Origin of the sequence: Herbidospora solisilvae (genome assembly GCF_009901565.1) — a bacterium.
GTDB classification, from domain to species: domain Bacteria; phylum Actinomycetota; class Actinomycetes; order Streptosporangiales; family Streptosporangiaceae; genus Herbidospora; species Herbidospora solisilvae.
In genome coordinates, this window is record NZ_WXEW01000001.1 from 733,635 (window position 1) to 755,527 (window position 21,893).

The window sequence follows — 21,893 nt, forward strand, 5'->3', positions numbered from 1 at the left end:
TCCCGCCTCACTTCTGGATGGTGAAGTTGTCGACGTCGAAGAGGGCGCCCGAGCCGCCGGTGAACCGGAGCACGACCTGGCCGGTGGCCGAGCCGGCCGTCAGGTTCGCCGAGGCCGAGGCGAAGGTCTCCCAGCCGCCGGTGTTCGGGATGGCGAGGGTGCCGAGGAGCGTCCCGGTCGCCGACCCGGCCCGCACCTCGATGGTCCCGCCGGGACCGGCCGAGGAGTAGCGGACCGTGATGCGGGTGGCGCCGTTCACGGTGACCTGGTTGTAGGCGGCCCAGTCGCCGTTCTCGATGTGCCCGGCGGTCAGGCCGCCGGTCGCCGGGGCGTGGGTGGCGACCTGCACGCCCGAGGTGGAGGTGAAGGCCTCGCCCTCGACCGTCGTGGCCGGCGGCGGGGTGCTGCCGAGCGAGAAGGTGTCGATGTCGAACAGCGCGCCGGAACCACCCGTGAAGGTGAGGAACAGGGCGCCGGTGCCGGTGCCGGTCAGCGTCGTGGACACGTTGGCGAAGGTGTCCCAGCTGCCGGTGTTGGCGACGTTGACCGTGCCGAGGACGGTGCCGGTCTGCGATCCGGAGCGGATGGTGATCGTGCCGCCCGGCCCGCCGGAGGACACCCGGGCGGTGAACGAGGTCTTGCCCGAGGTGCTCACGTTCGAGTAGCCGGCCCAGTCGCCGTTGTCGATGTAGCCGACCGTGAGGCCGCCGCTGGCGGTGGTGTGCGCGGCGGTCTGCACGCCGGACTGCGAGGTGAACGCCTCGCCCTCGATCGTCCCGGCGGGCGGGTTGGTCGTGCCGCCGTTGAAGGTGAACGCGTCGAGGTCGAACAGGTTGCCCTGGCCGGTGACGCCCTTGAAGACGAGGAACACCGTCGTCGTCGCGGTCGGCACGTTGCTCAGGTTGGCGGTGACGTTGGCGAAGGTGTCCCAGCTCCCGGTGTTGGCCACCGTGGCGGTGCCCAGCAGGGTGCCGGTCGCCGAGCCCGCGCGCACCTCCAGGGTGCCGCCGACGCCGCCGGAGGAGACCCGGGCGGTCAGCGAGGTCGCGCCGGTCAGGTTGTACGGCGTGAAGGAGATCCAGTCGTTGTTGTCGACGAACCCGACCGTGGTGCCGCCTTCGGCGGCGGCGTGCTGGGCGGTCTGGACGCCGTTCTGGGCGCCCCAGTGCTCACCCTGGCGGTGCCGCGGCTGGAGGGTGCGGGTGACCGTGGTGGTCAGGCCGCCGTTGTCGGTGTACTCGGCCGTGAAGACGCCGTAGATGTTGGCGGCGGCGTCGTGCTCGCCGTCGGTCGGGACGGTGATGCTGCCGGAGCAGCCGTCCTTGGAGGTGATCTGGTGGGAGTGGCTGTCGTGGCCGAGGAAGTAGGTGAACTTCACCCGGGCGCAGTTGATGGTGCCGTCCTGCGGGTCGCTGACGGAGATCGTGTACGGGATCGTGTCGCCGAAGTTGAACAGCGCGCCGCTCAGCGGGGTCTGCAGGTTGACCGTGGGGGCGGTGTTGCCGACGGTGATCGTCACGTTCGCCGAACCGGTCAGGCCGCCGGAGTCGCGGACCGTCAGCGTCACGTTGTAGGTGCCGTTGGCGGTGTAGGTCTTCGACGGGTTGGCGGCCGTGGAGGTGGTGCCGTCGCCGAAGTTCCACGAGTAGGTCAGCGCCGAGCCCTCGGGGTCGGACGAGCCGGCCGAGGAGAAGCTCACCGCGAGCGGGGCGACGCCGGAGGTCGGGGTGGCCGCGGCCTTGGCGATCGGGTTGCGGTTCGCGCCGCCGATGTACTCGATGCGGTAGAGGGCCTGGTTGCCCGAGCCGGTGCCGTAGTCGAGGACGTACAGGGCGCCGTCGGGGCCGAAGGCCATGTCCATGACCTGGGTGCCGGTCCACGGGAAGCCGCTGATCTCACCGACGCCGCCCGAGGAGGTCACCTCGATGGCCTTGATCCAGCGGCGGCCGTACTCACCGGCGAAGAAGCGGCCGTCGAGCGACTGCGGGAACTTGACCGGGGAGGTGTTGTTCGGGTCGTACCGGTAGACGGGGCCGCCCATCGGGGACTCCGAGCCGCCGCCGAACTCCGGCGGGCTGCCGGCGTCGCCGCCGTAGCGGATCCAGGCCGGGCGCGGCTGCGGGAGGGTCTGCAGGCCGGTGTTGCGGAAGGAGTTGTTGGTCGGCTGCCCCGCGCAGTTGTACTTGGCCTGCGACGGGCCGCTCGGGAAGGTGAACTCGTTGTAGGTCTCGGCCGTGGTGTTGTTGCCGGTGCAGTAGGGCCAGCCGTAGTTGCCCGCCGAGGTGATGCGGTTGAACTCGACCTGGCCGCTCGGGCCGCGGTTGGCGTCGCTCGAACCGGCGTCGGGGCCGTAGTCGCCCAGGTAGACGATGCCGGTCGCCTTGTCGACGCTCATCCGGAACGGGTTGCGCAGGCCCATCGCGTAGATCTCGGGCCGGGTGTTGGCCGTGCCCGGCGCGAACAGGTTGCCCGAGGGGATGGTGTAGGTCCCGTTGGCCTGCGGCTTGATGCGGAGCACCTTGCCGCGCAGGTCGTTGGTGTTGCCCGAGGAGCGCTGCGCGTCGAACTGCGGGTTGCGGTTGGTGCGCTCGTCGATCGGGGTGTAGCTGTTCGACTCGAACGGGTTGGTGTCGTCGCCCGTGGTCAGGTAGAGGTTGCCCTGCGCGTCGAAGTCGATGTCACCACCCGCGTGGCAGCACTGGCCGCGGTCGTTGTCGACCCGGAGCACGATCACTTCGCTCGCCATGTCGATGGTGTTGCTCGTGGTGAGCGTGAACCGGGACAGGTAGAACTGCCCCTTCCAGGTGTTCCAGTCGGTCTGGGTGCCCGTCGTCGGCGCGTCGCCGCTGGGGGTGCTCAGCCGGGGCGAGTAGTAGAGCCAGATGTGCCGGTTGGTGGCGAAGTTCGGGTCGACCGCCACGCCCTGGAGACCCTCCTCGTCGTGCGTGTACACGTTGAGCGTGCCCGCGAGGGAGGTGTTGCCGTTGACGTCGGTGATCCGGACCTGGCCGCCGCGGGCGGTGTGCAGCACCGACCGGTTCGGCAGCACGGCCAGGGACATCGCCTCACCGAGCTCGCCAGGTCCGGTGGCGAGCGCGACTTGCTGATAGTCCGAGGCCGGGATGTCGGCCGCGTGGGCACTGGGGGGCGCCACGACGACGCCCGTCGTCACCAGGAGCGTGGTCAGGGCGGCTAACGCCCGTAACCGGTGAGGTCGAGACATGTAGGGGGTGATCCTTTCCTGACCTGGGGATTCAGTCAGGCAAGGCGCGCGCCGCCGCGCTTGTGCCCGGGTTACAGCATGTAAAGCGGGGGTCATGCTGACGCAAGCCGTGACGGTGCCACGTCGTCGACATGCGACATTCCGTCTAACTTTTGCGTAACAGCAGGCGGAATTTACCGATTTCTAACACATCTGTCATCCCCGTGTACAGACCCGGGAGTCTACGGAACGAGCCAGAGTTCCGTGTTACGAAACTGTAATGCAAGGCGAAGCGGTTCGACACTTGTGGCACATGCGTCCAGGACATTTAATTCGGCGAGGCATGCAAATTAATTCGAGACGAACGGCCGCAAGCAGACCGACGGGAAGCAAGAAGTGCGACTAACCTCAGGGCCCCAGCTGGGCAGGAACGGCTCGACGGGCGTGCCCGTCGACCAGACCATGATCCGCCGGTCCAACCTGTCGCTCGTCCTGCGCCACCTCCAGGAGCACGGCCCCCGCTCGCGTTCGGCGGTCGCCGCCGAGACCGGGCTGAACAAGGCGACGGTCACCAGCCTCGTCGGCGAGTTACGAGCACGCGGCCTGATCCGCGAGATCGGCCCGCAGCACGCCGGCTCCGTCGGCCGCCCGGGTCTCGCCCTGGCCCTCGACGGCGCGGGCGTCGGCGCCCTGGGCCTTGAGATCAACGTCGACTACATCGCCGCCTTCGCCACCGATCTGGCGGGCCGCGTCCTGGTCGACCGCCGCGTCGGGTTCGACGCCATGGGCTGCGAGCCCGAGGCCTCGCTCGACGAACTGGCCCGGGTGGCCCGCGACGCCATCGCCGAGCTGCACATGCTCGGCGTCCGGGTCGCCGGGATAACGGTCGCCGTCCCCGGCCTCATAGACGGCACCAACGGGGTCGTCCACGTCGCCCCCAACCTCGGCTGGTACGGCGTCCCCGTCACCGAGCGCCTCTGGGAGGTCGCCCCCGGCGTCCCCGTGACCGTCGCCAACGACGCCAACCTGGCGGCGCTGGCCGAGTTCACCAACGGCGTGGCCGCCGGATCGGCCGACATGGTCTACCTGACCGGTGAGGTCGGCGTCGGCGGCGGCATCATCGCCGGCGGACGCCTCCTCGGCGGCGCCGACGGCTTCGCCGGCGAAGTGGGCCACGTGATGGTCGACTCCTCCGGCGAGCGCTGCGGCTGCGGCCGCATCGGCTGCTGGGAGACCAAGGTCGGCCTGGCCGCGCTGGTCCGCATGGTCACCCCCGACCACGCCTACGGGGTGCGCGACGGCATCGTCCGCGACCCCGAGGAACGCCTGAGCGAGATCGAGCGCCGCCTGGCGGCGGGCGACCCCCAGGTCGACCACGCGCTGGCGGAGGTCGGCCGCTGGCTGGGCCGCGGCTCGGCCACCCTCGTCCGGCTCTTCAACCCCCGGGTCATCGTCGTCGGCGGCTTCTTCGCGCGGCTGGAAGGGCACATCCTCCCGCGCGCCCAGGCGGAACTCGCCCGCCTCGGGGTCACCGGCTCCGTCGCCCGCTGCACCTTCGTCGCCTCCGACCTGGGCTTCGGCGCCGCCTCGCGCGGCGCGGCCGGGGTCGTGGTCGACCGCGTCCTGGCCAACCCGACCACTGTGGAGATACCACCGAGCACTCTCAGCACCCTGGCCTGACGCGACCAAAGACTCCCGTCCGCCTGGCTTTCCGGTTCTTCGTGGCGCCGACCTCGCCGACCTCGGCGCCACGGGGATGTGCCACCCGGAGGCCAGGCGGACGGGCTTTTCACGTCGGGGGTTCTGGGACGATGTGAGGGTGTTTCCCCCGCTCACCCGCCATCTGACCCCCCATCGCATCGGCGTCTGGACCCTTGCCTGGGTGTCGGCGGTGACCTACGCGGTGCTCGGCCTGGTGAGGTTGGGGACATTCCGGGCCACCGTTTTCGACCTCGTGATCGTCGACCAGACGGTGCGCGGCTACGCCGCCCTCGGGCCGCCCTACGCGCCCTCGTCCGGCGTGCAGAAGGGCCAGGGGCTCGACTTCCTCCAGCTCGCCGACCACTTCTCCCCGATCTACGCGCTGCTCGCCCCCTTCTACGCGATCCACGACGGCCCCCAGACGCTGATCGTCTGCCAGGCCGTGTCGTTCGCCGCGGCCATCCCGTTCCTCTGGCTGTACGCCCGCCGCCGGCTCGGGGTCGTCGCCGCCTACCTCGTCTCGGGCGCCTACGCGATGTCGTTCCCGGTGGCGCAGGCGGTCAACTTCGACGTCCACGAGGTCATGTTCGTGCCGGTGCTGAGCGCGATCATGATCGAGCGCTTCGACCGGGGCCGCCGGTTACCCGCCTATCTGGCGGCGTTCGGGCTGCTGCTGGTCAAAGAGGACATGGGGCTGATGCTGATCGGCTTCGGCGCGGCGCTGGCGCTGACCCGGCGGCGGCTCGACGGCGCGATCGTCGCCGCGACGGGCCTCGGCGCGCTGGCGCTGGTGCGCGGCGTGCTGATCCCGTGGGCGGGCGGCTCCGACGACACCCACTGGCGCTACGACCACCTCGGCGACTCGGTCCCGGCGGCGCTGGCGAAGCTGGCCGGCGACCCCCTCGACACCCTCCACCTGGTGTTCGGCGACGCCGGCAAGATCGACCTGCTGGTGCTGCTCTGCTGGCTGACCCTGTTCCTGTGCCTGTTCTCCCCGCTGGCGCTCGCGGCGGCGCCGATGGTGCTGGAGCGGCTCGTCTCCGACTACAGCCTCTGGTGGTCGGCCGACTACCACTACAACGCCTTCGTCGTGGCGATCCTCTTCTGCGCCGGGGTCGACGGCGCGGCCCGGCTGGCCGGACGCGTGGAGGCGAAGCAGACCGTGGTGATCGCGTGGGCGGTCGCGGTGGCGGTCGTCGGGCTGACACAACTCCCCCGCTTCGCCTTCGACCAGCTCGCCGATCCGGGCTTCTACAAGCCGCACGACCGCGCGGCGGCGGCCTACCAGGCGATGGGGCTGGTCCCCGACGGGGTGGTGGTCGAGGCGGCCAACCACCTCGGCCCGATGCTGACCCACCGCACGACCGTGCTGCTCTGGGAGCCCACCCCGCGCGGCGCGCCCTGGGTGGTGGCCGACCTCGGGCAGTTGGCGTGGCCGTGGGGGTCGGTCGACGACGCGAAGAAGTCGGTGGAGGAGCGCCGGGCGGCGGGCTACATGGTGCTCTTCGAGCGCGACGGCTTCGTCGTGCTGCACAAGCCGGGAGGTTAGACCGTCGTACCCCCCACGAAGGAATCGGCGGGTACGGCGGGGATTGGCGGGAGTTGGGCCGGTGGACCCGGTGGCGGGCGTGCGCCAGATTGGTGGGCGTCGCGTCCCCCTGACCGGATGGATCTTCGCATGCGCGTGCTCGTCCAGCTCCGCCCCTCCCCCGACGTGGTCGCCGCGGTCGCCGACCCGGCGGTGACGGCCACCGCGGCCGACGTCGTCAACGGGCTCCCGGGCGTGCTGCTCGACCCCACGTTCACCCCCGTCGCGGTGCCCCGCCCGCTGCCGGCCCGCGCGGGCGGCGACCCGCTGTCGCTGAACCAGCCGCTGATCTTCTCGATGGCGCCCCGCGACGCCTCGGTGCTGGTCCGGGGGGAGATCGCCGACGACGAGGTGTCGACCCGCCTGGCCCTGCTGCCGGGCCGCGACGGGGTGGTCGGCGTCTACGCCGACCCGGTCATCCAGAGCTCCCTCACCTGCGGCGGCGACGGTCCCGTCGGCGACTGGCGCGACGTGCGGCGGCTGCTCGCCGTCGAAAGGCTCCACGCCGAGGGGTACGACGGCTCGGGGGTCGCCCTGGCGGTCACCGACACCGGGGTGAACGAGCCCCACGTGAAGGCCGCCCTCGGGAGCGACTTCGTCCTCGACCGGGAGCGGAGCTGGTCGCCCGACGGCGTCCCCGGGCGGCCGGGCGAGTTCGACGTCGACCACGGCACGATGTGCGCCTTCGACGCGCTGCTCGCCGCCCCGAAGGCCTCGGTGATCGACATCCCGGTGCTGCTGTCGCGCCGCCCCGGCGGCTCGGCCCTCGACGGCCTGCTGTCCGACGCGATGGCCGCCTTCGCCCACCTGCGCACGGTCCTCGACGCCCAGCCCGCCGAGACGCGCGCGCTCGTGGTCACCAACAGCTGGGGCTCCTTCTCCCCCGACTGGGACTTCCCGCCCGGCCACCCCGGCAACTACTCCGACAACCCCGCCCACCCGTTCAACCTGATCGTCGGCTCGCTGGCCGCCGCCGGGGCCGACATCCTGTTCGCGGCCGGGAACTGCGGGCGCGAGTGCCCCGACGGCCGCTGCTCCTACCCCGACCGGCCGATCACCGGTGCCAACTCCCACCCGGCGGTGGTGTCGGTGGCCGGGGTCGACGTGACCGGCGAGCGGGTCGGCTACTCCTCGCAGGGCCCCGGCCGCCTGGCCGACCGCAAGCCCGACCTGGCGGCCTACACCCATTTCGCCGGGTCGGGGGCGTTCGGGCCGGGCGAGCCCGACTCCGGCACCAGCGCCGCCTGCCCGGTCGCGGCCGGGGTCGTGGCGGCGATCCGGTCGCGGGTGCCGTCCACGGTTCTCTCGCCGTCCGATTTGCGGACTTTGCTGATGAGAAGTGCCGATGATCGTGGTGTGCTGGGGTATGACTACGACTACGGATACGGAGTCGTGAACGTGCCCGGCATCGTCGAGGCCCTGCGGGCGAGGGCGAGCGAGACGCGGACGGCCGACGGCAGCCCGTGGCTCGCGGTGTAATCCGCCCCAACAAACCGGAGTTGTTGCGTAATGGTTCTGATCACGGTACGGCTGCCGCGTGGCGCCACCCTGGACATGGCGCTGCGCGAACTGCGGCTGAAGAAGGAAGAAGTCGACGTCGGCTACGGCGTCGTGGCGATCGACCCCGACCACGGCCTCTACGGCCTGCGGGTGAGCGCCATGGCGGCACACCGGCTGACCGCGACCCCGGAAGCGATGGACGGCCCCTGGGCCGACCCGAAGATCGAGCCGATGGGGCCGCCCGGGAAGGACCGATGACCTGCTGGATCGTGGCGGGCCCGCCCGGGAGCGGCAAGACCACGCTGAGTGAGCTCCTGCTGGCCCGCCTCGACCCGGTGCCCGCCCTGCTCGACAAGGACACCATGTACGGCGGCATGGTCAGCGCGATCCTGGCCGCCGCCGGCCGCGACGAGGGCGAGCGCGAGGGCCCCTGGTACGACGAGCACATAAAGAGACACGAGTACGCCGGCATGACCGCCGTCGCCCGGGAGATCCGCCGCCACGGCGCGCCGGTCCTGCTGAGCGGCCCCTTCACGGGCCAGGTCCACTCGAAGTCCCGCTGGGACGAATGGGCCGAGGAACTCGGCGGCGGCGACATCCGCCTGTTCTGGGTCCGCTCCGACGCGGCGACCCTGCGGGAGCGCATCGTCGCCCGGGGGCTGGAACGTGACCGGGGCAAACTGGCCGCCTTCGCGGCCTACCTGAAGGCGATCAAGGTGGACGAGCCGCCGGTGGTGGACCACGTGGAGATCGACAACCGCCCGGGGGCGGAACCGATGGAACGGCAACTGGAACGACTGGGAATCGGCTGAACCCAGGCCACGGGTCGCCGAAAACCACCCGCCAGATCCTGTGAGCCACCCAAGGTTTCTCCGCGGCCCAGGCCCTTACTCGGCGCAAGCCCATGCGCCGCCGACGCGCGCCGCTTGAAGCTCACACGCCGCCCGGGGGCCTCGACACCGCTCATATGGTCATCGGTGATCGCTTGCCGGTTATGTCGCCCGGCCTCCGGCGCGTACATTCTCGTGCGTGTCTGAGGTGGAACCGGTCGAGCGTCATGCCAGCTGGCTTGAGCTGTTCTTCGACCTGATCATCGTGGTGGCCGTCGCCCAGCTGGCCCACATCCTGCATCCCACGCCCGAGCATCCCCTCGACGTCGAGCGGGTGCTGCTGTTCCTGGGGCTCTACTACGCCATCTGGAGCGTGTGGACCTCCTTCACGCTCTACGCCAACGTCGCCGGGGAGAAGACCCGCCAGCGGGCCATGCTCGCGGCGATGTTCGGGATCGCGGTCATGGCCGCGAGTGTGCCGGAGGCGACCGGCGCGCACGGCACGGCGTTCGCCATCGCCTACGTCTACTGCCGGCTCCTGGCCGCCTCGACCTGGGGTTCCACCAATACGTTCTTCGGCGGCTGGCCCGCCGCCCAGAACGGGGCCGGGCTGGTCCCGTGGATGGTCTCGATCTGGGTGCACGACGCGCCTGCCCGCTACTGGCTCTGGGGGGTCGGCATCGCGCTCGACCTGGTCATCTCCATCCTGAGGAGTGGCGACAGCCGGGAGCAGCTCGACCGGATCACTCAGAGGCTGGAGCGGCGGGGGCGAACCAGGCGGTCGTTCCGGCTGCCGGAACCGGCGCGCGTCAACGAGGGTCACCTCGCCGAGCGGCTCGGCCTCTTCGTCATCATCGTGCTCGGCGAGGCGGTGATGCAGGTGGTGGTCGCCACCTCGGAGATCGAGTGGACCCGGCCGCTGATCGTGTCGGCGATGGCCGGGTTCGGGCTGCTGGTCTGCTTCTGGTGGCTGACCCTTCGTTACGGGGCCTCGGCCGCACCCGTCCACGACGTCAAGCCCCGGGTCACGATGCCCGGCCACTTCGCGATGACCGCCGGGATCGCGGCGGTCGCCGCCGGGCTCGGGGCGCTGGTCGCCCACCCGGAGGGCCACCTGGAGGAGGCGGTGAAGTGGACCCTCTGCGGCGGGACGGTCGTCTACTTCCTCACGTCGGGCGTCATCGCGGCCGCCTCGAAGGCCAGGATCGGCTGGCTGCTCGGGTGGACGCTGCCCGCCGTCGCCGGGCCGGTGGTCCTCGGGCTGCTGCCGCTCCCGGGCTGGGGGCTGGTGCTCGGCCTGCTCGCGGTCGCCGGCTGGCAGGTCTGGTTCCCGCGGGTCACGGCGCGCCCGCAGGCTCGCGGAGCGACCTGACCTCTTCTCTGAGCTCGGCCAGTTCGGCCAGGATGCGTTCGCTGACCTCGACCTCCTCCTCGTCCATGGCGCTGACCACGACCGCGATGAAGAGGTTGACGACGACGAACGTGCAGATGAGGACGAAGCAGACGAAGAAGATCCAGGCCGACGGATATTGGGTCATGACCTGGCGGGTGATGTCCGACCAGCCGTCGCCGGTCATGATCTGGAACAGGGTGAACAGCGACGTCTGCAGGTTCCCGAAGTAGTCGGGGGCGACGTGGCCGTACATGCGGGTGCCCATGACCGCCGCGACGTACAGGACCAGACCCAGCAATGCCGCGATCGAGGCGACGCCGGGAACGGCGGTGAGCAGCGCGGACACCACCCGGCGCAGGCTCGGCACCGCCGAGACGAGCCGGAGCGCCCGCAGCACCCGCAGCGACCGCAGGACGGTCAGGCCGCCGGCGGCCGGCATGAGGGAGACCACCACGACGATGGAGTCGAAGACGTTCCACGGGTCGCGGGGGAACCGGCCGCGCTGGACGTAGAGCCGCGCGGCCAGTTCCACGACGAAGACGGCCAGGGAGACGCGGTCGATGAGGTGGAGGAGGTCGCCGTAGCGGGCCATCGCGTCGGCGGAGGTCTCCACGCCGAGGGCGGCCGAGTTGATCAGGATGACGGCGATGATCGCCTGCTGGAACCGCTTGGACTCGATGATGTGCCGGACACGCTCGCGCACCGTTTTTGCCCCCGGGGGAAGCGAACAGGAACAGCAGGCGAGCGTAATCGCGGTCGCACGAATCCCCGGGGACCCTGGGAAATACGGCGATCCCCGGCCAAAAGTCACCGAGAGTAGTGTTCCACCACGAGCTGCTCGTCGACGGGGATGGCGATCTGCTCGCGGACCGGCTTCTGCAGCAGGGTGACCGTGAGCTCCGTCAGGTCGACCGACAGGAAGCCCGCCGGACGCTCGTCGGCGTAGATCCCCTCGGCCGCGGCGACGAACGGCTGCGTCTGGCGCGACTTCGCGCGCACGCCGATGACCTGGCCGGGCTTGACGAGGTAGCTGGGGATGTCGACCTTGCGGCCGTCGACGGTGATGTGGCCGTGGTTGACGTACTGGCGGGCGGCGTAGATCGACGGGGCCAGGCCCGAGCGGACCACGATCGAGGCGAGGCGGGTCTCCAGGATGGCCAGCAGCTCCTCGCCCGAGCGGCCGGGGCGGCGCACGGCCAGGTCCCAGTAGCGGCGGAGCTGGCGCTCGGACACGTCGTAGTACCAGCGCAGCTTCTGCTTCTCCAGCAGCCGCATGCCGTAGTCGCCGACGTTGCGGCGGTTGGTCTTCCGGCCGTGCTCCCCGGGCGGGTAGGGCCGCGCTTCGAAGTACTTCACGGCCTTGCGGGTCAGCGGGACGCCCGCCCGCCGCGACAACCGCACCTTCGGACCCGTGTAGCGCACGTGCACTCCTCTGTGGTTAGGTAACCCTTGCTAAGGTAAGCCTTACCTTAACAGACCAGAAGGAGCGTCACGATGACCCAGCCCGTCTCGGCTCCCCCGATCACCGAACGCGTCCGGACGCTGGCCGCGACGGCGGCCCCGACCCACATCGCGGTGGCCGGTTCCGAGCTGACGGCACTCCCCGCCCGCGGCGGCGTCGACGCGCAGGGCCGCCCGGTCCTGCTGGTCAAACCCGATGATGTTCTGTACGGCTGCCGCGACGACCTGGCCGTCACCGTCGACCTGGTCGCCACCCGCAGCATGGGCGAGACCGAGCGCGCCCGTGGCATGCTGAAGATCCGCGGCTGGGCCTCCACGGTCCCCGGCCACGAGGTCCGCGAGACGGCGATCGCCATCGCCGAGCGTTGCCCCGACGAGGACCTCTTCGCCGTCGTCGAGAACGCCGGCCGGGCCCCGCGGCTCCTGCGCGTCGACGTGGCCGACGTCGTCTACCTGACCGGCACCGAGAGCGGCATCCTGGACTCCGACGACTACCTCGACGCCGAACCCGACCCGTTCCTCGACCTGGCCGAGCGCATGCTGCACCACGTCAACTCATCCCACCGCGCCCAGCTCGTGGCCGCCGTGGAGCGCCTGCTGGGCGAACCGGCTCCGGACACGTGGTTGTGGGAACTCGACCGTTACGGGGCGACGGTGCGCGCGGCCCGCGACCGGCTGATCAGGATGCCGTGGCCGTCACCGGCCCAGACCCCGGAGGCGCTGGAGCACGCGTTGGCCTGCCTGGTCTGCGCCCACTGACGCGCCCGTCGGACGTTCGCCGCCGACACATCCGGATCGTGTCGCGCTGCGGCACGGGCACAACGCGACAGGGGCCGGAGACGGTCCGCTGAGCCGTGGACGGAAGATCGGTGGCCACACCCTGCCCACCAGCTCGGAAGAAGCGCGCTCACCAACAGGGCTGTGTCGCCTTCGCGCCAAGACCCAAGCACAGCCGCCCGCTGCTCAACGGGGTTGTCCAACCGCACACCACGTCAGTAGTGAGCGTCGCCTCTCCGCCTATCCGAGTTCACCGAGACGGAGGGCGTCCCTCATCTCGCTGAGCTTCGCGGTTGCCGCCGGGGTCCACTCCTTCGCCTGTTCGCCGAGACGGAGGGCGTCCTCGATCTCGTCGAGCTTCGCGGAGGACAAGACGGCCGCCCGCTCGATCAGGTCGTCCTTGGACAGGGTGGTCAGCCACGTGCAGGGGGTGAAGCCCGGGCGCGGGAAGGCGAACCGCAGCACGCCTTCGAAGGGCAGTCCTTCCATGGCACCTACGTGCACTTCGACGCCCAGACCGCTGATGTCGACGCCCGCAGGAGCGACGACCTGCATCGCCCGGACCCTGGACGCGTCGTCTGCCGCCAGCAGCACGACCAGCCGCCGCTCGTCGAACTCCACCCACCAGACTTCGCCCGGTTGCACATGTCCTCCTGACTCGGGACGGCAGGAACCGCGCGACCCTGACGCGTTGTGGAGACGGGTGCGGCCATCGTTGACCATCGTGAGTTGTGTGGACCGACGAAGAGACGGTGGCGGCAGGTCACAGCCTAGAACCCGCCGTTGGCGGGACGCATTCGAGTGCCTGACGGCCGGGCCAAAGGCCGTCGCAGTGCGGGTCTGAGGATCTTCTTCGTCACGGGCACCTTTGACATGTGAGCCTCTTGGGCGGCTTTCCGCGTCGATCCTGCATGATCGGGTGGGCGCAGACGGTCGGGTGGCCAGGCAGGCGGAGCCGTAACGGAAAAAGGATTTTCGAGCGGAGCGAGCAGCCGTCCGAGCGGAGCGAGGCCTTCCAGGGAGCGCGAGGGGCGGAGCCCTTCGCCCGGAGCGGAGCGACTCGGATCGGCGGCGACGCCGGGACGCGCAAGCGGCCGGGGGGAGCGTGAGGGGGCGTAGCCCCCTGACAGCGGGGCCCCGGGTTACAGCGCGTCTGGGTCGAGGATGTGGTCGATCACCAGCAGGGCGCAGCCGGTGATGCCCGCGCCCGGGCCCAGGCGGCTGCGCTCGATCTTGAGGCTGCGGGTGGCGAGCTGGGTGGAGCGCTGGTAGACGACCTCGCGGACGCCCGAGACCAGGGGCATGAACATCTCGGCGACGTCGCCGCCGAGGACGACCACCGACGGGTTGAGCAGGTTGACCGCGCTGGCGATGACCTCGCCGAGCCACCTTCCGGCCTGCCTGACGACCGCCATCGTCTCGGCGTCGCCCTGGCGGACCAGGACGGTCACGTCGGCGAGGGTCTCGACGTCGCGGCCGCGTTCGCGGAGGGTGCGCAGGATGGCGGTGCCGCTGGCGACCGAGTCGACGCAGTCGAGGTTGCCGCAGCGGCACAACACTCCCCCGCCGTCGCGGACCGGGATGTGGCCGATCTCGCCGGCCGCGCCGAGGGCGCCGCGCATGATGGCGCCGCTGGAGACGACCCCGGCTCCTATGCGGGTGGAGACCTTCACGAACAGCAGGTCGTCCTGGTCGGGGTAGACGCCGCGGTGCTCGCCCATCGCGATCACATTGACGTCGTTGTCGACCAGGACGGGGACCGGGAACCGCTTGGCGATGCGGGGCGGGATCTCGACGCCGGTCCACGAGGCCATCACGCGGGCCGACTCGGTGCGGCCGCGGGCGTATTCGACCGTGGCGGGCACGCCCAGTCCGACTCCGGCGAGGGGGCCGCGTCCTTCGAGGAGTTTCTCCCAGGTGTCCATCACGAGGCCGAGGACGGCGTCGGGGCCCTCCTCGACGTCGATCACCAGGTCTGTGCGTTCGATCACATCGCCGGCCAGGTCGCACAGGGCGATCTGGGTGCGGCTGGCGCCCAGTGAGGCGACCGCCACGACGCCGCCCGCGGCGTTGAACCGCAGCCGCACGGGGGGCCGCCCGCCGGTCGAGGGGCCCTCGGCGTCTTCCACGACGAGACCGCGTTGCAGCAGCTCGTTGACCCGGTGGGTGACCGCGGGGCGGGACAGGGCGGTGACGCGGCCGATCTCGGCGCGGGTCGTGGCCTCTCCGCTGCGGATGAGCTGGAGCACCTCACCAGTGGTGGCAATCCGTGACATACGTGGCATCGCCTAAAGCATAGTGGTTGACTGAAGTTCATCGACTTATTCATTCTAAGTTACAAAAGTCAGCTTGATAAGTACCTAAGGTTCGGGCTAATGTCCCGCTTGTCCGTATTGAGGAGGGACGTCATGACACACCCGGCCGTGGCCGAGGTCACCCAACGCATCGTCGAACGCAGCCGGGAGTCCCGCACCGCCTACCTGTCCCGTGTGGACGCCGACGCGGCCGAGCTGCGTCGACGGGGGCCCGCACGGGGCCATCTGGGGTGCGCCAACCTGGCCCACGGGTTCGCCGCCGCCGGTGCCGACAAGCCGCTGCTGCGGGCGAGCACCCGGCCGGGCGTGGCGATCGTGACCTCGTACAACGACATGTTGTCGGCGCACCAGCCGTACGAGAGCTACCCGCCGGAGCTCAAGAAGGCGGTCCGGGCGGCCGGGGGTGTCGCGCAGGTCGCGGGCGGGGTGCCGGCCATGTGCGACGGGGTCACCCAGGGCCGGGCGGGCATGGAGTTGTCGCTCTACAGCCGCGACGTGATCGCCATGTCGACGGCCATCGCGCTCTCGCACGACATGTTCGACGCCTCGCTGCTGCTGGGCGTCTGCGACAAGATCGTGCCGGGCCTGTTCATCGGGGCGCTGCGGTTCGGCCACCTGCCGGCGATGTTCGTGCCGGCCGGGCCGATGCCCTCGGGGTTGCCGAACAAGGTGAAGGCGCGGGCCCGGCAGGCGTTCGCCGAGGGCAAGATCGGCCGCGAGGAGATGCTCGACGCCGAGGCCGACAGCTACCACTCCCCCGGCACCTGCACCTTCTACGGCACCGCCAACTCCAACCAGCTCCTGATGGAGGTCATGGGCCTGCACCTGCCGGGCTCGACCTTCGTCAACCCGCGCACCGAGTTGCGGCAGGCGCTCACGGCCGCCGCCGCCCGCCGGGTGGTCGAGCTGACCGCGCACGGCGAGGAGTACACCCCGATCGGCCACGTCGTCGACGAGAAGGCGATCGTGAACGCCGTCGTGGCGCTGCTGGCCTCGGGCGGCTCGACCAACCACACCATGCACCTGGTCGCCATGGCGAACGCCGCCGGGATCACGCTGACCTGGGACGACATGGCGGCGTTGTCGAAGGTCGTGCCGCTGCTGACCCGGATGTACCCCAACGGGCAGGCCGACGTGAACCACTTCCACGCCGCGGGCGGCATGCAGGTGTTCATCGGCACGCTGCTGGACGCCGGGCTGCTGCACGACGACGTGCTGACCGTGGCCGGGCGAGGGCTCGGCCACTACCGGTCGGCGCCGGAGCTGAAGGAGGGCGAGCTCGTCTGGACCGAGCGGGCCGAGGGCAGCGGCGACCTGTCGGTGCTGCGTCCCGCCGATGAACCTTTCTCGCCGGACGGCGGCATCCACATGGTCGGCGGCAACCTGGGCCGGGCGGTTTCGAAGGTGTCGGCGGTCAAGCCCGAGCACCTGGTGATCGAGGCCCCGGCGAAGGTCTTCGACGACCAGCTCGACCTGCTGCGCGCCTTCGAGGCCGGTGACCTCGACGGACAGGACTTCGTCGCGGTGGTCCGCTACCAGGGGCCGAGCGCCAACGGCATGCCGGAACTGCACAAGCTCACCCCGCCGCTGGCCGTGCTGCTGGACCGGGGACAGAAGGTCGCAATCGTTACAGACGGCCGGATGTCGGGCGCCTCCGGCAAGGTCCCGGCCGCGATCCACCTGTCGCCCGAGGCCGCCGACGGCGGCGCGATCGCCCTGATCAGGGACGGCGACCCGATCAGGCTCGACTCGACCGCCGGAACCCTGGACGTGCTGGCCGACCTGAGCGGCCGGACCCCCGAAGGCGCCGCCAAACCTGACGACAAATGGGTGGGAACCGGACGCGAGCTTTTTGCCGCCTTCCGTCGTACGGTTGGACCCGCGGAACGCGGTGCCAGCATCTTCGGAGGGTTCTAAGTGAGCTACCCCTGGCTCGTCGCCGACATCGGCGGCACCAATGCACGTTTTGGGATCGTCGCCGGGCCGGGTGCGGTGCCCGAGGCGGTGGCCGTCCTCAACGTGGCGGAACACCCGACGTTGCCCGACGCGATGGCCGCCTACCTGGCCGACCACACCGACGACGCGCGGCCGGGCGCCGCGTGCGTGGCGATCGCCGGACCGGTCAAGGGTGACCACTACACGCTGACCAACGGCTCGTGGTCGGGGTCGGTGGCGGGTCTGGGCATCCCGCAGTCCCACGTGCTGAACGACTTCGAGGCGCTGGCGATCTCGCTGCCCCACCTGGCGGGCGACGACCTGGTGCCGCTGGGCGGCCCGGCGCCGGTGGCCGGGATGGTGAAGGCGGTGCTCGGGCCCGGCACGGGGCTGGGAGTGGCCGGGCTGGTGCCGGCCGGCGACGGCTGGGTGCCGGTGCCGGGCGAGGGCGGCCACGTGTCCGTCCCGGCGGTGACCGACCTGGAGTTCGAGATCGTCAAGGCCCTGCGCACCGACGGCCTGCCCTACGTCGACGCCGAGCACCTGCTCTCGGGCTCGGGCCTGCCCCGGCTGCACCGGGGCCTGGCGCTCGTCCGCGGCATCAAGACCACCCGCAAGAGCGCCTCGGAGATCGTGGCGGGCGACGACGACCTGTGCCACGAGACCGTCGAGGTCTTCCTCGCCCTGCTGGGCGGGTTCGCCGGCAACGTCGCGCTCACGCTGGGCGCGCGCGGCGGCGTCTACCTGGGCGGCGGGGTGCTGCCCCGGATCGTCGACCGGGTCCGCGACAGCGACTTCCGGTCCCGGTTCGAACTGACCGGCCCCGCGTTGTCCGACTATCTGACCGCCATCGCCACCTCGCTGATCGTCGCCGAGCAGCCCGCTCTGACGGGTGCGGCCGCCTGGCTCCAGCAGCGGGCCACTAGTGTGGAGTACGTATGAGTTCCCTCCTCGACCTCGCCCCCGTGGTCCCCGTCGTCGTGGTCGACGACGTCGAGACCGCCGTGCCGATGGCCCGCGCCCTCGTGGCGGGCGGGCTGCCGGTCATCGAGGTCACCCTGCGGACCGAGGCCGGGCTGGAGTCGATCCGCCGGATCGCCGCCGAGGTCGAGGGCGCGGTCGTGGGCGCCGGCACGGTCCGCCGCCCGGCCGACGTCGAGGCAGCGGTCGAGGCCGGGTCGCGGTTCCTGGTCTCCCCCGGCTCCCCGGCCGCCCTGGTCGACGAGATGATCGCCTCGGGTGTGCCGTTCCTGCCCGGCGTGGCGACGGCGACCGAGGTCATGGTGCTGTTCGAGCGCGGGCTGCGGGAGATGAAGTTCTTCCCGGCCGAGCAGGCCGGCGGCGTGAACTACCTGAAGGCCCTGGGCGGCCCGCTGCCCGAGGTGCGGTTCTGCCCGACCGGCGGCATCCGCCTGGCGACCGCCCCCGCCTACCTCGCGCTGCCCAACGTCGGCTGCGTCGGCGGCACGTGGCTCACGCCCGCCGCCGCGCTGGCCGCCGGAGACTACGCCGCCATCGAGAAACTCGCCGCGGAGGCCGCCACGCTCCGTTGACAGCCTCGTCAGCCAGGCCATCCTCCCTCGGCCGAAGCTGGCGGCCATGCCCGCGTCCGCAACCCGGAAACACGGCCATGGGTACCGGGGCCCGTGACACCCAACCAGGACGTCACGGGCCCTTCCCGTGCCTGGCCCCGGTCGAGCGGCGGACCACCAGCTCGGGCTGGAACATCAGCTCCAGGTTCTTCGAGGGCGCGCCGTCGACGATCTCCAGCAGGGTCTCCACCGCCGCCGAGGCCATCGCGCCGATGGGTTTGCGCACGGTCGTCAGCGGCGGGTCGGTGAACGGGATCAGCGGGGAGTCGTCGAAGCCGACCACCGACACGTGGCCCGGCACGTTCAGCCCGCGTTGCCGGGCGGCCCGGATCGCGCCGAGGGCCATCAGGTCGCTGGCGCAGAAGACGGCGGTGCAGCCCCGGTCGAACAGGGCGCCGGCCGCCGCCTGTCCTCCCTCGACGGTGGCCAGGCTGTGCTCGATGAGGTCGTCGGCGTCGGCGGCCCGGGGCAGGTGGGTCATGGCCTGCCGGAAGCCCTCGATCTTGCGCAGCGCCGGGACGAACCGGCGCTGGCCGAGCGCGAGGCCGATGCGCTCGTGGCCGAGGTCGACCAGGTGCCGGACGGCCAGCCGGGTGGCGAGGCGGTCGTCCGGGGAGATGAAGGGCGCCTGGATCGCCTCGTTGTAGCCGTCGACCAGGACGATCGGCAGGCCCCGGTCGGTCATCCGGGTGTAGCGGTCCATGCGGGCGGTGGCGTCGGCGTGCAGGCCGGAGATGAAGACGATGCCGCTGACGCCCCGGTCGATGAGCATCTCGGTGAACTCGTCCTCGGGGGCGCCGCCGGAGGGTTGCGTGCACAGGACCGGGGTGTATCCGTGCTGGCCGAGGGCCTTCTCCACCGCCTGGGCGAAGGCCGGGAAGACGGGGTTGTCCAGCTCGGGGGTGACGAGCCCGACCAGGCCGTTGCTGCGCTGGCGTAATCGGAGCGGGCGTTCGTACCCCATGAAGTCGAGGGCGGTGAGGACGGCCTGCCGGGTGGACGGGGAGACCCCCGCCTTCCCGTTGAGCACACGGCTCACGGTGGCCTCACTGACCCCCGCCTGCACCGCGATGTCGGCGAGCCGGGCGTTGTTCATGCGCGTATCCTCACCGCCGGGCGGCGTTCCGGCCAGAAACGCTTCGTCGCCCCGTCCCGGGATCGCGGAAAGTAGGCCGCTCACCTTTGATCTGCCCTTGTCAGGGCCGGAAGTCAAATGAACCTTTCATGTCGCTGTTTCAGGAAATGTCAGCCAATGACGGAGAACGGCGCGAAAACCAGCAGGAAGTTCCGCAAGACAGCTGGGGCTCCAGCCGCTGATCAGGGGGTTTCGGGCCACCCAGAACACCGGGGCACCCCTTCTCGATTGGGTCACCCCTGGTCCCGGCAACACCCCCGTAACCCCAAGGCCTCCGGTTTTTCACGACATGTATGGACATGGACCGTGCCCACGCGATGTACTACCTCATCAATCACCCAGATGGCGGGCTCCGGGCACTGCGCGCCCGGAAGGGAACGAGAACCTATGAGCCAGGTCGTCCTCGACAACGTCACCAAGGTCTACCCAGGTGGATTCCTGGCTGTGGACCGGATGAACCTGCGCGCCGAGGACGGCGAACTGCTGGTGTTACTCGGCCCGTCGGGTTGCGGCAAGTCGACCTTGCTCCGCATGATCGCCGGCCTTGAGGACATCACCGACGGCGACCTGTGGCTGGGCGGGAAGATCGCCAACCACCTGGCCCCCCGCGACCGCGACGTGGCGATGGTGTTCCAGAACGGCGCCCTCTATCCGCACCGGACCGTGCGGGGGAACCTGTCCTTCCCCCTGGAGATCGCCAAGGCCGATCCGCAGACGGTGCGCGAACGCGTCGTCGAGTTGTCGAAGGCGCTGCACATCGACGAGACCCTCGACCGCCGGCCTGGAACGCTCTCCGGCGGCCAGCGCCAGCGGGTGGCGATGGGCCGTGCCATAGTGCGTCAGCCCTCGCTCTTCCTGATGGACGAGCCCCTCTCGAACCTCGACGCGGGCATGCGCACCGAGCTCCGGATGGAGATCTCCAGTCTCGTACGGGCGCTCGGCGTCACCACCATCTATGTGACGCACGACCAGATCGAGGCCCTCACCCTGGCCGACCGGATCGCGATCATGAACCGGGGCGTGCTCCAGGACATCGGCACCCCCGCGCAGGTCTACAACGACCCGGCGACCGCGTTCACCGCCGCGTTCCTCAGCTCGCAGCAGCTCAACCTGCTGGCGGCCACGGTGCGTACACCGCAGAACCAGTTCATAATGCTGGACTTCGGCACCCACCAGATCACGATGCCCTGGACCGATCCACGCGCTTACGCGGTGTCACAACACACCGGCAGCCAGATCATCGTCGGCATCCGCCCCGACGCGCTCGCGCCGATGCCCGAGGGCATGGACGGCCCGGTGTTCATGGGCCGGGTGCGCACACTCGAATACCACGGCCACGAGTGGCTGGCCTACGTCGAGTGCGGCATCCCGGCGGTGGCCGTGCCCGAGCCGCCCGACCCGAGGTTCCGGGCCGCGAACGGCGGCGCCAACGGCTCGAAGACCCGGTCGATGATGCGGCGGTTGTTCAACTCCGACATCGAGGCCGACGAGACCCCGTCGGGCCCGCAGCCCGGCCCGAACGGGCTCGGGTCGCACCGCCGGGCCGACCTGATCGTCCGGCTCGGCGCCCGGCCGTCGTGGCGCGCGGGCGAGCACGCCCGGGTGGCCGTGGACGTGTCGCGGCTGATGTTGTTCACCCACACCGGCGCGCGCATCGACCCGCCCCGCCGATAGGCGGCTAACGGCTCGCGCCCGCGTGCGCGAGCACCGACACCACGCCGACCAGCCGGCTCACCTTGTCCTGTTCGGCCCGGTGGAAGGCCGGTCCCTGGCGGCGGGCCACGACCATGCAGAGGTCGCCGATCGGCACGCTCAGCAGGTGGAGCGCGCCCTCGGAGAACGCGGCCGCGCGGGGCGCGCCCAGGAGGGCGGCCGGGAGGGTCTCGGGGGCCTGCCAGCTCCCGTGCACGACCTCTCCGGTCCCCGCGTCGACGGCCACCGCCCATTCGGCGCTCACCAGGTCGGGCACCGCGTCGACCAGGGTGAGCACGGCCCGCCCCGGTTCGGCCGCGACGTGGCCGAGCAGGTCGTAGTCGGGACTGGCGCCGGGCGCCTCCCGGGTGGGCCAGGCCGCCTCGACCTTGACCCCGGGCACGACGCCGATGCGGTCGCGCAGTTCGTCGGGGCTGAAGACGGCCGACCACGACACCGTGAAGTCGTCGATCGCCCGGCCCGCCTCGCGTTCGAGCACGGTCACCTGGAGGATGTCGGCCCCCATCACCCCGAAGGCCCTGGCCACCTGGCCGAGCACTCCCGGCCGGTCGGGCAGCGACACCCGCAGACGCAGCAGCATGAGCGGCCTCCTCTCTTCCCCCACCCGAACACCACCCTGGCCCACGCACGTTTCGGTCATGTTCCGGAAGGATGTCCAGCATAAGGCGACGTCCGATTCCCGGCCGGGGCTTGGCCGACCTTTGGTGTTGTCGGGGCGGCGCGATGAGATCACGGTGAGTAGCCTCAAGGG

General features: G+C 70.9%; 18 protein-coding genes. 11 read left to right on the plus strand and 7 right to left on the minus strand.

Annotated elements, in window-relative coordinates:
- Positions 1 to 7: 7 nt before the first annotated feature.
- Entirely contained in the window at positions 8 to 3,223 is a 3,216-nt protein-coding gene (locus GT755_RS03205) for a carbohydrate-binding protein (RefSeq protein WP_161478165.1), read from the minus strand.
- 375 nt (positions 3,224 to 3,598) lie between these two features.
- On the opposite strand from GT755_RS03205, the gene GT755_RS03210 reads away from it, so the two are divergent.
- From GT755_RS03210 to GT755_RS03235, 6 genes are all read left to right on the plus strand, one after another.
- Positions 3,599 to 4,882 (plus strand): ROK family transcriptional regulator, encoded by a 1,284-nt coding sequence (locus tag GT755_RS03210; RefSeq protein ID WP_202609552.1) that lies wholly within the window; start codon positions 3,599 to 3,601, stop codon positions 4,880 to 4,882.
- A 139-nt stretch (positions 4,883 to 5,021) separates the two neighbouring features.
- Complete coding sequence (locus tag GT755_RS03215; protein ID WP_328794146.1) at positions 5,022 to 6,452, plus strand: DUF2079 domain-containing protein; 1,431 nt, start codon at positions 5,022 to 5,024, stop codon at positions 6,450 to 6,452.
- Between the two features lie 129 nt (positions 6,453 to 6,581).
- Complete coding sequence (locus GT755_RS03220) at positions 6,582 to 7,970, plus strand: S8 family serine peptidase (RefSeq protein WP_161478166.1); 1,389 nt, start codon at positions 6,582 to 6,584, stop codon at positions 7,968 to 7,970.
- A 30-nt stretch (positions 7,971 to 8,000) separates the two neighbouring features.
- The gene (locus GT755_RS03225; RefSeq protein WP_161478167.1) at positions 8,001 to 8,249 is read left to right on the plus strand and encodes a hypothetical protein; all 249 of its coding nucleotides are present in this window, start codon (positions 8,001 to 8,003) and stop codon (positions 8,247 to 8,249) included.
- Positions 8,246 to 8,803 (plus strand): AAA family ATPase, encoded by a 558-nt coding sequence (locus tag GT755_RS03230; protein ID WP_161478168.1) that lies wholly within the window; start codon positions 8,246 to 8,248, stop codon positions 8,801 to 8,803. Before GT755_RS03225 ends, GT755_RS03230 begins: the two co-directional genes overlap by 4 nt.
- 217 nt (positions 8,804 to 9,020) lie before the next feature.
- Positions 9,021 to 10,193, plus strand: a complete 1,173-nt coding sequence (locus GT755_RS03235) for a low temperature requirement protein A (RefSeq protein WP_161478169.1) — start codon at positions 9,021 to 9,023, stop codon at positions 10,191 to 10,193.
- On the opposite strand, the gene GT755_RS03240 is transcribed toward GT755_RS03235, so the two are convergent.
- A complete protein-coding gene (locus tag GT755_RS03240) occupies positions 10,159 to 10,917 on the minus strand; it encodes an ion transporter (protein ID WP_161478170.1) in 759 nt (252 codons plus the stop codon). The two genes, GT755_RS03235 and GT755_RS03240, sit on opposite strands and share 35 nt — an antisense overlap.
- A 104-nt stretch (positions 10,918 to 11,021) precedes the next feature.
- On the minus strand, positions 11,022 to 11,636 hold the full coding sequence (gene rpsD, locus GT755_RS03245) for a 30S ribosomal protein S4 (RefSeq protein ID WP_161478171.1): 615 nt from the start codon (positions 11,634 to 11,636) through the stop codon (positions 11,022 to 11,024).
- 72 nt (positions 11,637 to 11,708) lie between these two features.
- Between rpsD and GT755_RS03250 the strand changes: the two genes are divergently transcribed.
- Positions 11,709 to 12,434, plus strand: coding sequence for a DUF2470 domain-containing protein (locus tag GT755_RS03250; protein ID WP_161478172.1), 726 nt, complete (start codon positions 11,709 to 11,711; stop codon positions 12,432 to 12,434).
- 258 nt (positions 12,435 to 12,692) lie between these two features.
- Here GT755_RS03250 and GT755_RS03255 read toward each other — a convergent pair whose 3' ends face one another.
- Together GT755_RS03255 and GT755_RS03260 are read right to left on the minus strand one after the other, a co-directional pair.
- Positions 12,693 to 13,097 carry a type II toxin-antitoxin system PemK/MazF family toxin gene (locus GT755_RS03255; protein WP_161478173.1) on the minus strand — a complete coding sequence of 135 codons (405 nt, stop codon included), beginning with the start codon at positions 13,095 to 13,097 and terminating at the stop codon, positions 12,693 to 12,695.
- Positions 13,098 to 13,594: 497 nt separating this feature from the next.
- Positions 13,595 to 14,728 (minus strand): ROK family transcriptional regulator, encoded by a 1,134-nt coding sequence (locus GT755_RS03260; protein WP_161478653.1) that lies wholly within the window; start codon positions 14,726 to 14,728, stop codon positions 13,595 to 13,597.
- Positions 14,729 to 14,860: 132 nt separating this feature from the next.
- On the opposite strand from GT755_RS03260, the gene edd reads away from it, so the two are divergent.
- From edd to eda, 3 genes are read left to right on the plus strand one after another with little or no spacing between them, the layout of a single operon-like run.
- A complete protein-coding gene (gene edd, locus GT755_RS03265; protein ID WP_202609554.1) occupies positions 14,861 to 16,684 on the plus strand; it encodes a phosphogluconate dehydratase in 1,824 nt (607 codons plus the stop codon).
- A complete protein-coding gene (locus GT755_RS03270; protein WP_161478175.1) occupies positions 16,685 to 17,644 on the plus strand; it encodes a glucokinase in 960 nt (319 codons plus the stop codon).
- A complete protein-coding gene (eda, locus tag GT755_RS03275; protein ID WP_161478176.1) occupies positions 17,641 to 18,255 on the plus strand; it encodes a bifunctional 4-hydroxy-2-oxoglutarate aldolase/2-dehydro-3-deoxy-phosphogluconate aldolase in 615 nt (204 codons plus the stop codon). Before GT755_RS03270 ends, eda begins: the two co-directional genes overlap by 4 nt.
- A 112-nt stretch (positions 18,256 to 18,367) precedes the next feature.
- Here the strand turns inward: eda and GT755_RS03280 are convergent, their stop codons facing one another.
- Positions 18,368 to 19,390: a LacI family DNA-binding transcriptional regulator gene (locus tag GT755_RS03280; RefSeq protein ID WP_161478177.1), complete on the minus strand. Its 1,023-nt coding sequence runs from the start codon at positions 19,388 to 19,390 to the stop codon at positions 18,368 to 18,370.
- A gap of 426 nt (positions 19,391 to 19,816) precedes the next feature.
- Between GT755_RS03280 and GT755_RS03285 the strand changes: the two genes are divergently transcribed.
- The gene (locus tag GT755_RS03285; RefSeq protein ID WP_161478178.1) at positions 19,817 to 21,103 is read left to right on the plus strand and encodes an ABC transporter ATP-binding protein; all 1,287 of its coding nucleotides are present in this window, start codon (positions 19,817 to 19,819) and stop codon (positions 21,101 to 21,103) included.
- A 4-nt stretch (positions 21,104 to 21,107) separates the two neighbouring features.
- Here the strand turns inward: GT755_RS03285 and GT755_RS03290 are convergent, their stop codons facing one another.
- The gene (locus tag GT755_RS03290) at positions 21,108 to 21,722 is read right to left on the minus strand and encodes an ACT domain-containing protein (RefSeq protein WP_161478179.1); all 615 of its coding nucleotides are present in this window, start codon (positions 21,720 to 21,722) and stop codon (positions 21,108 to 21,110) included.
- Positions 21,723 to 21,893: the final 171 nt, after the last annotated feature.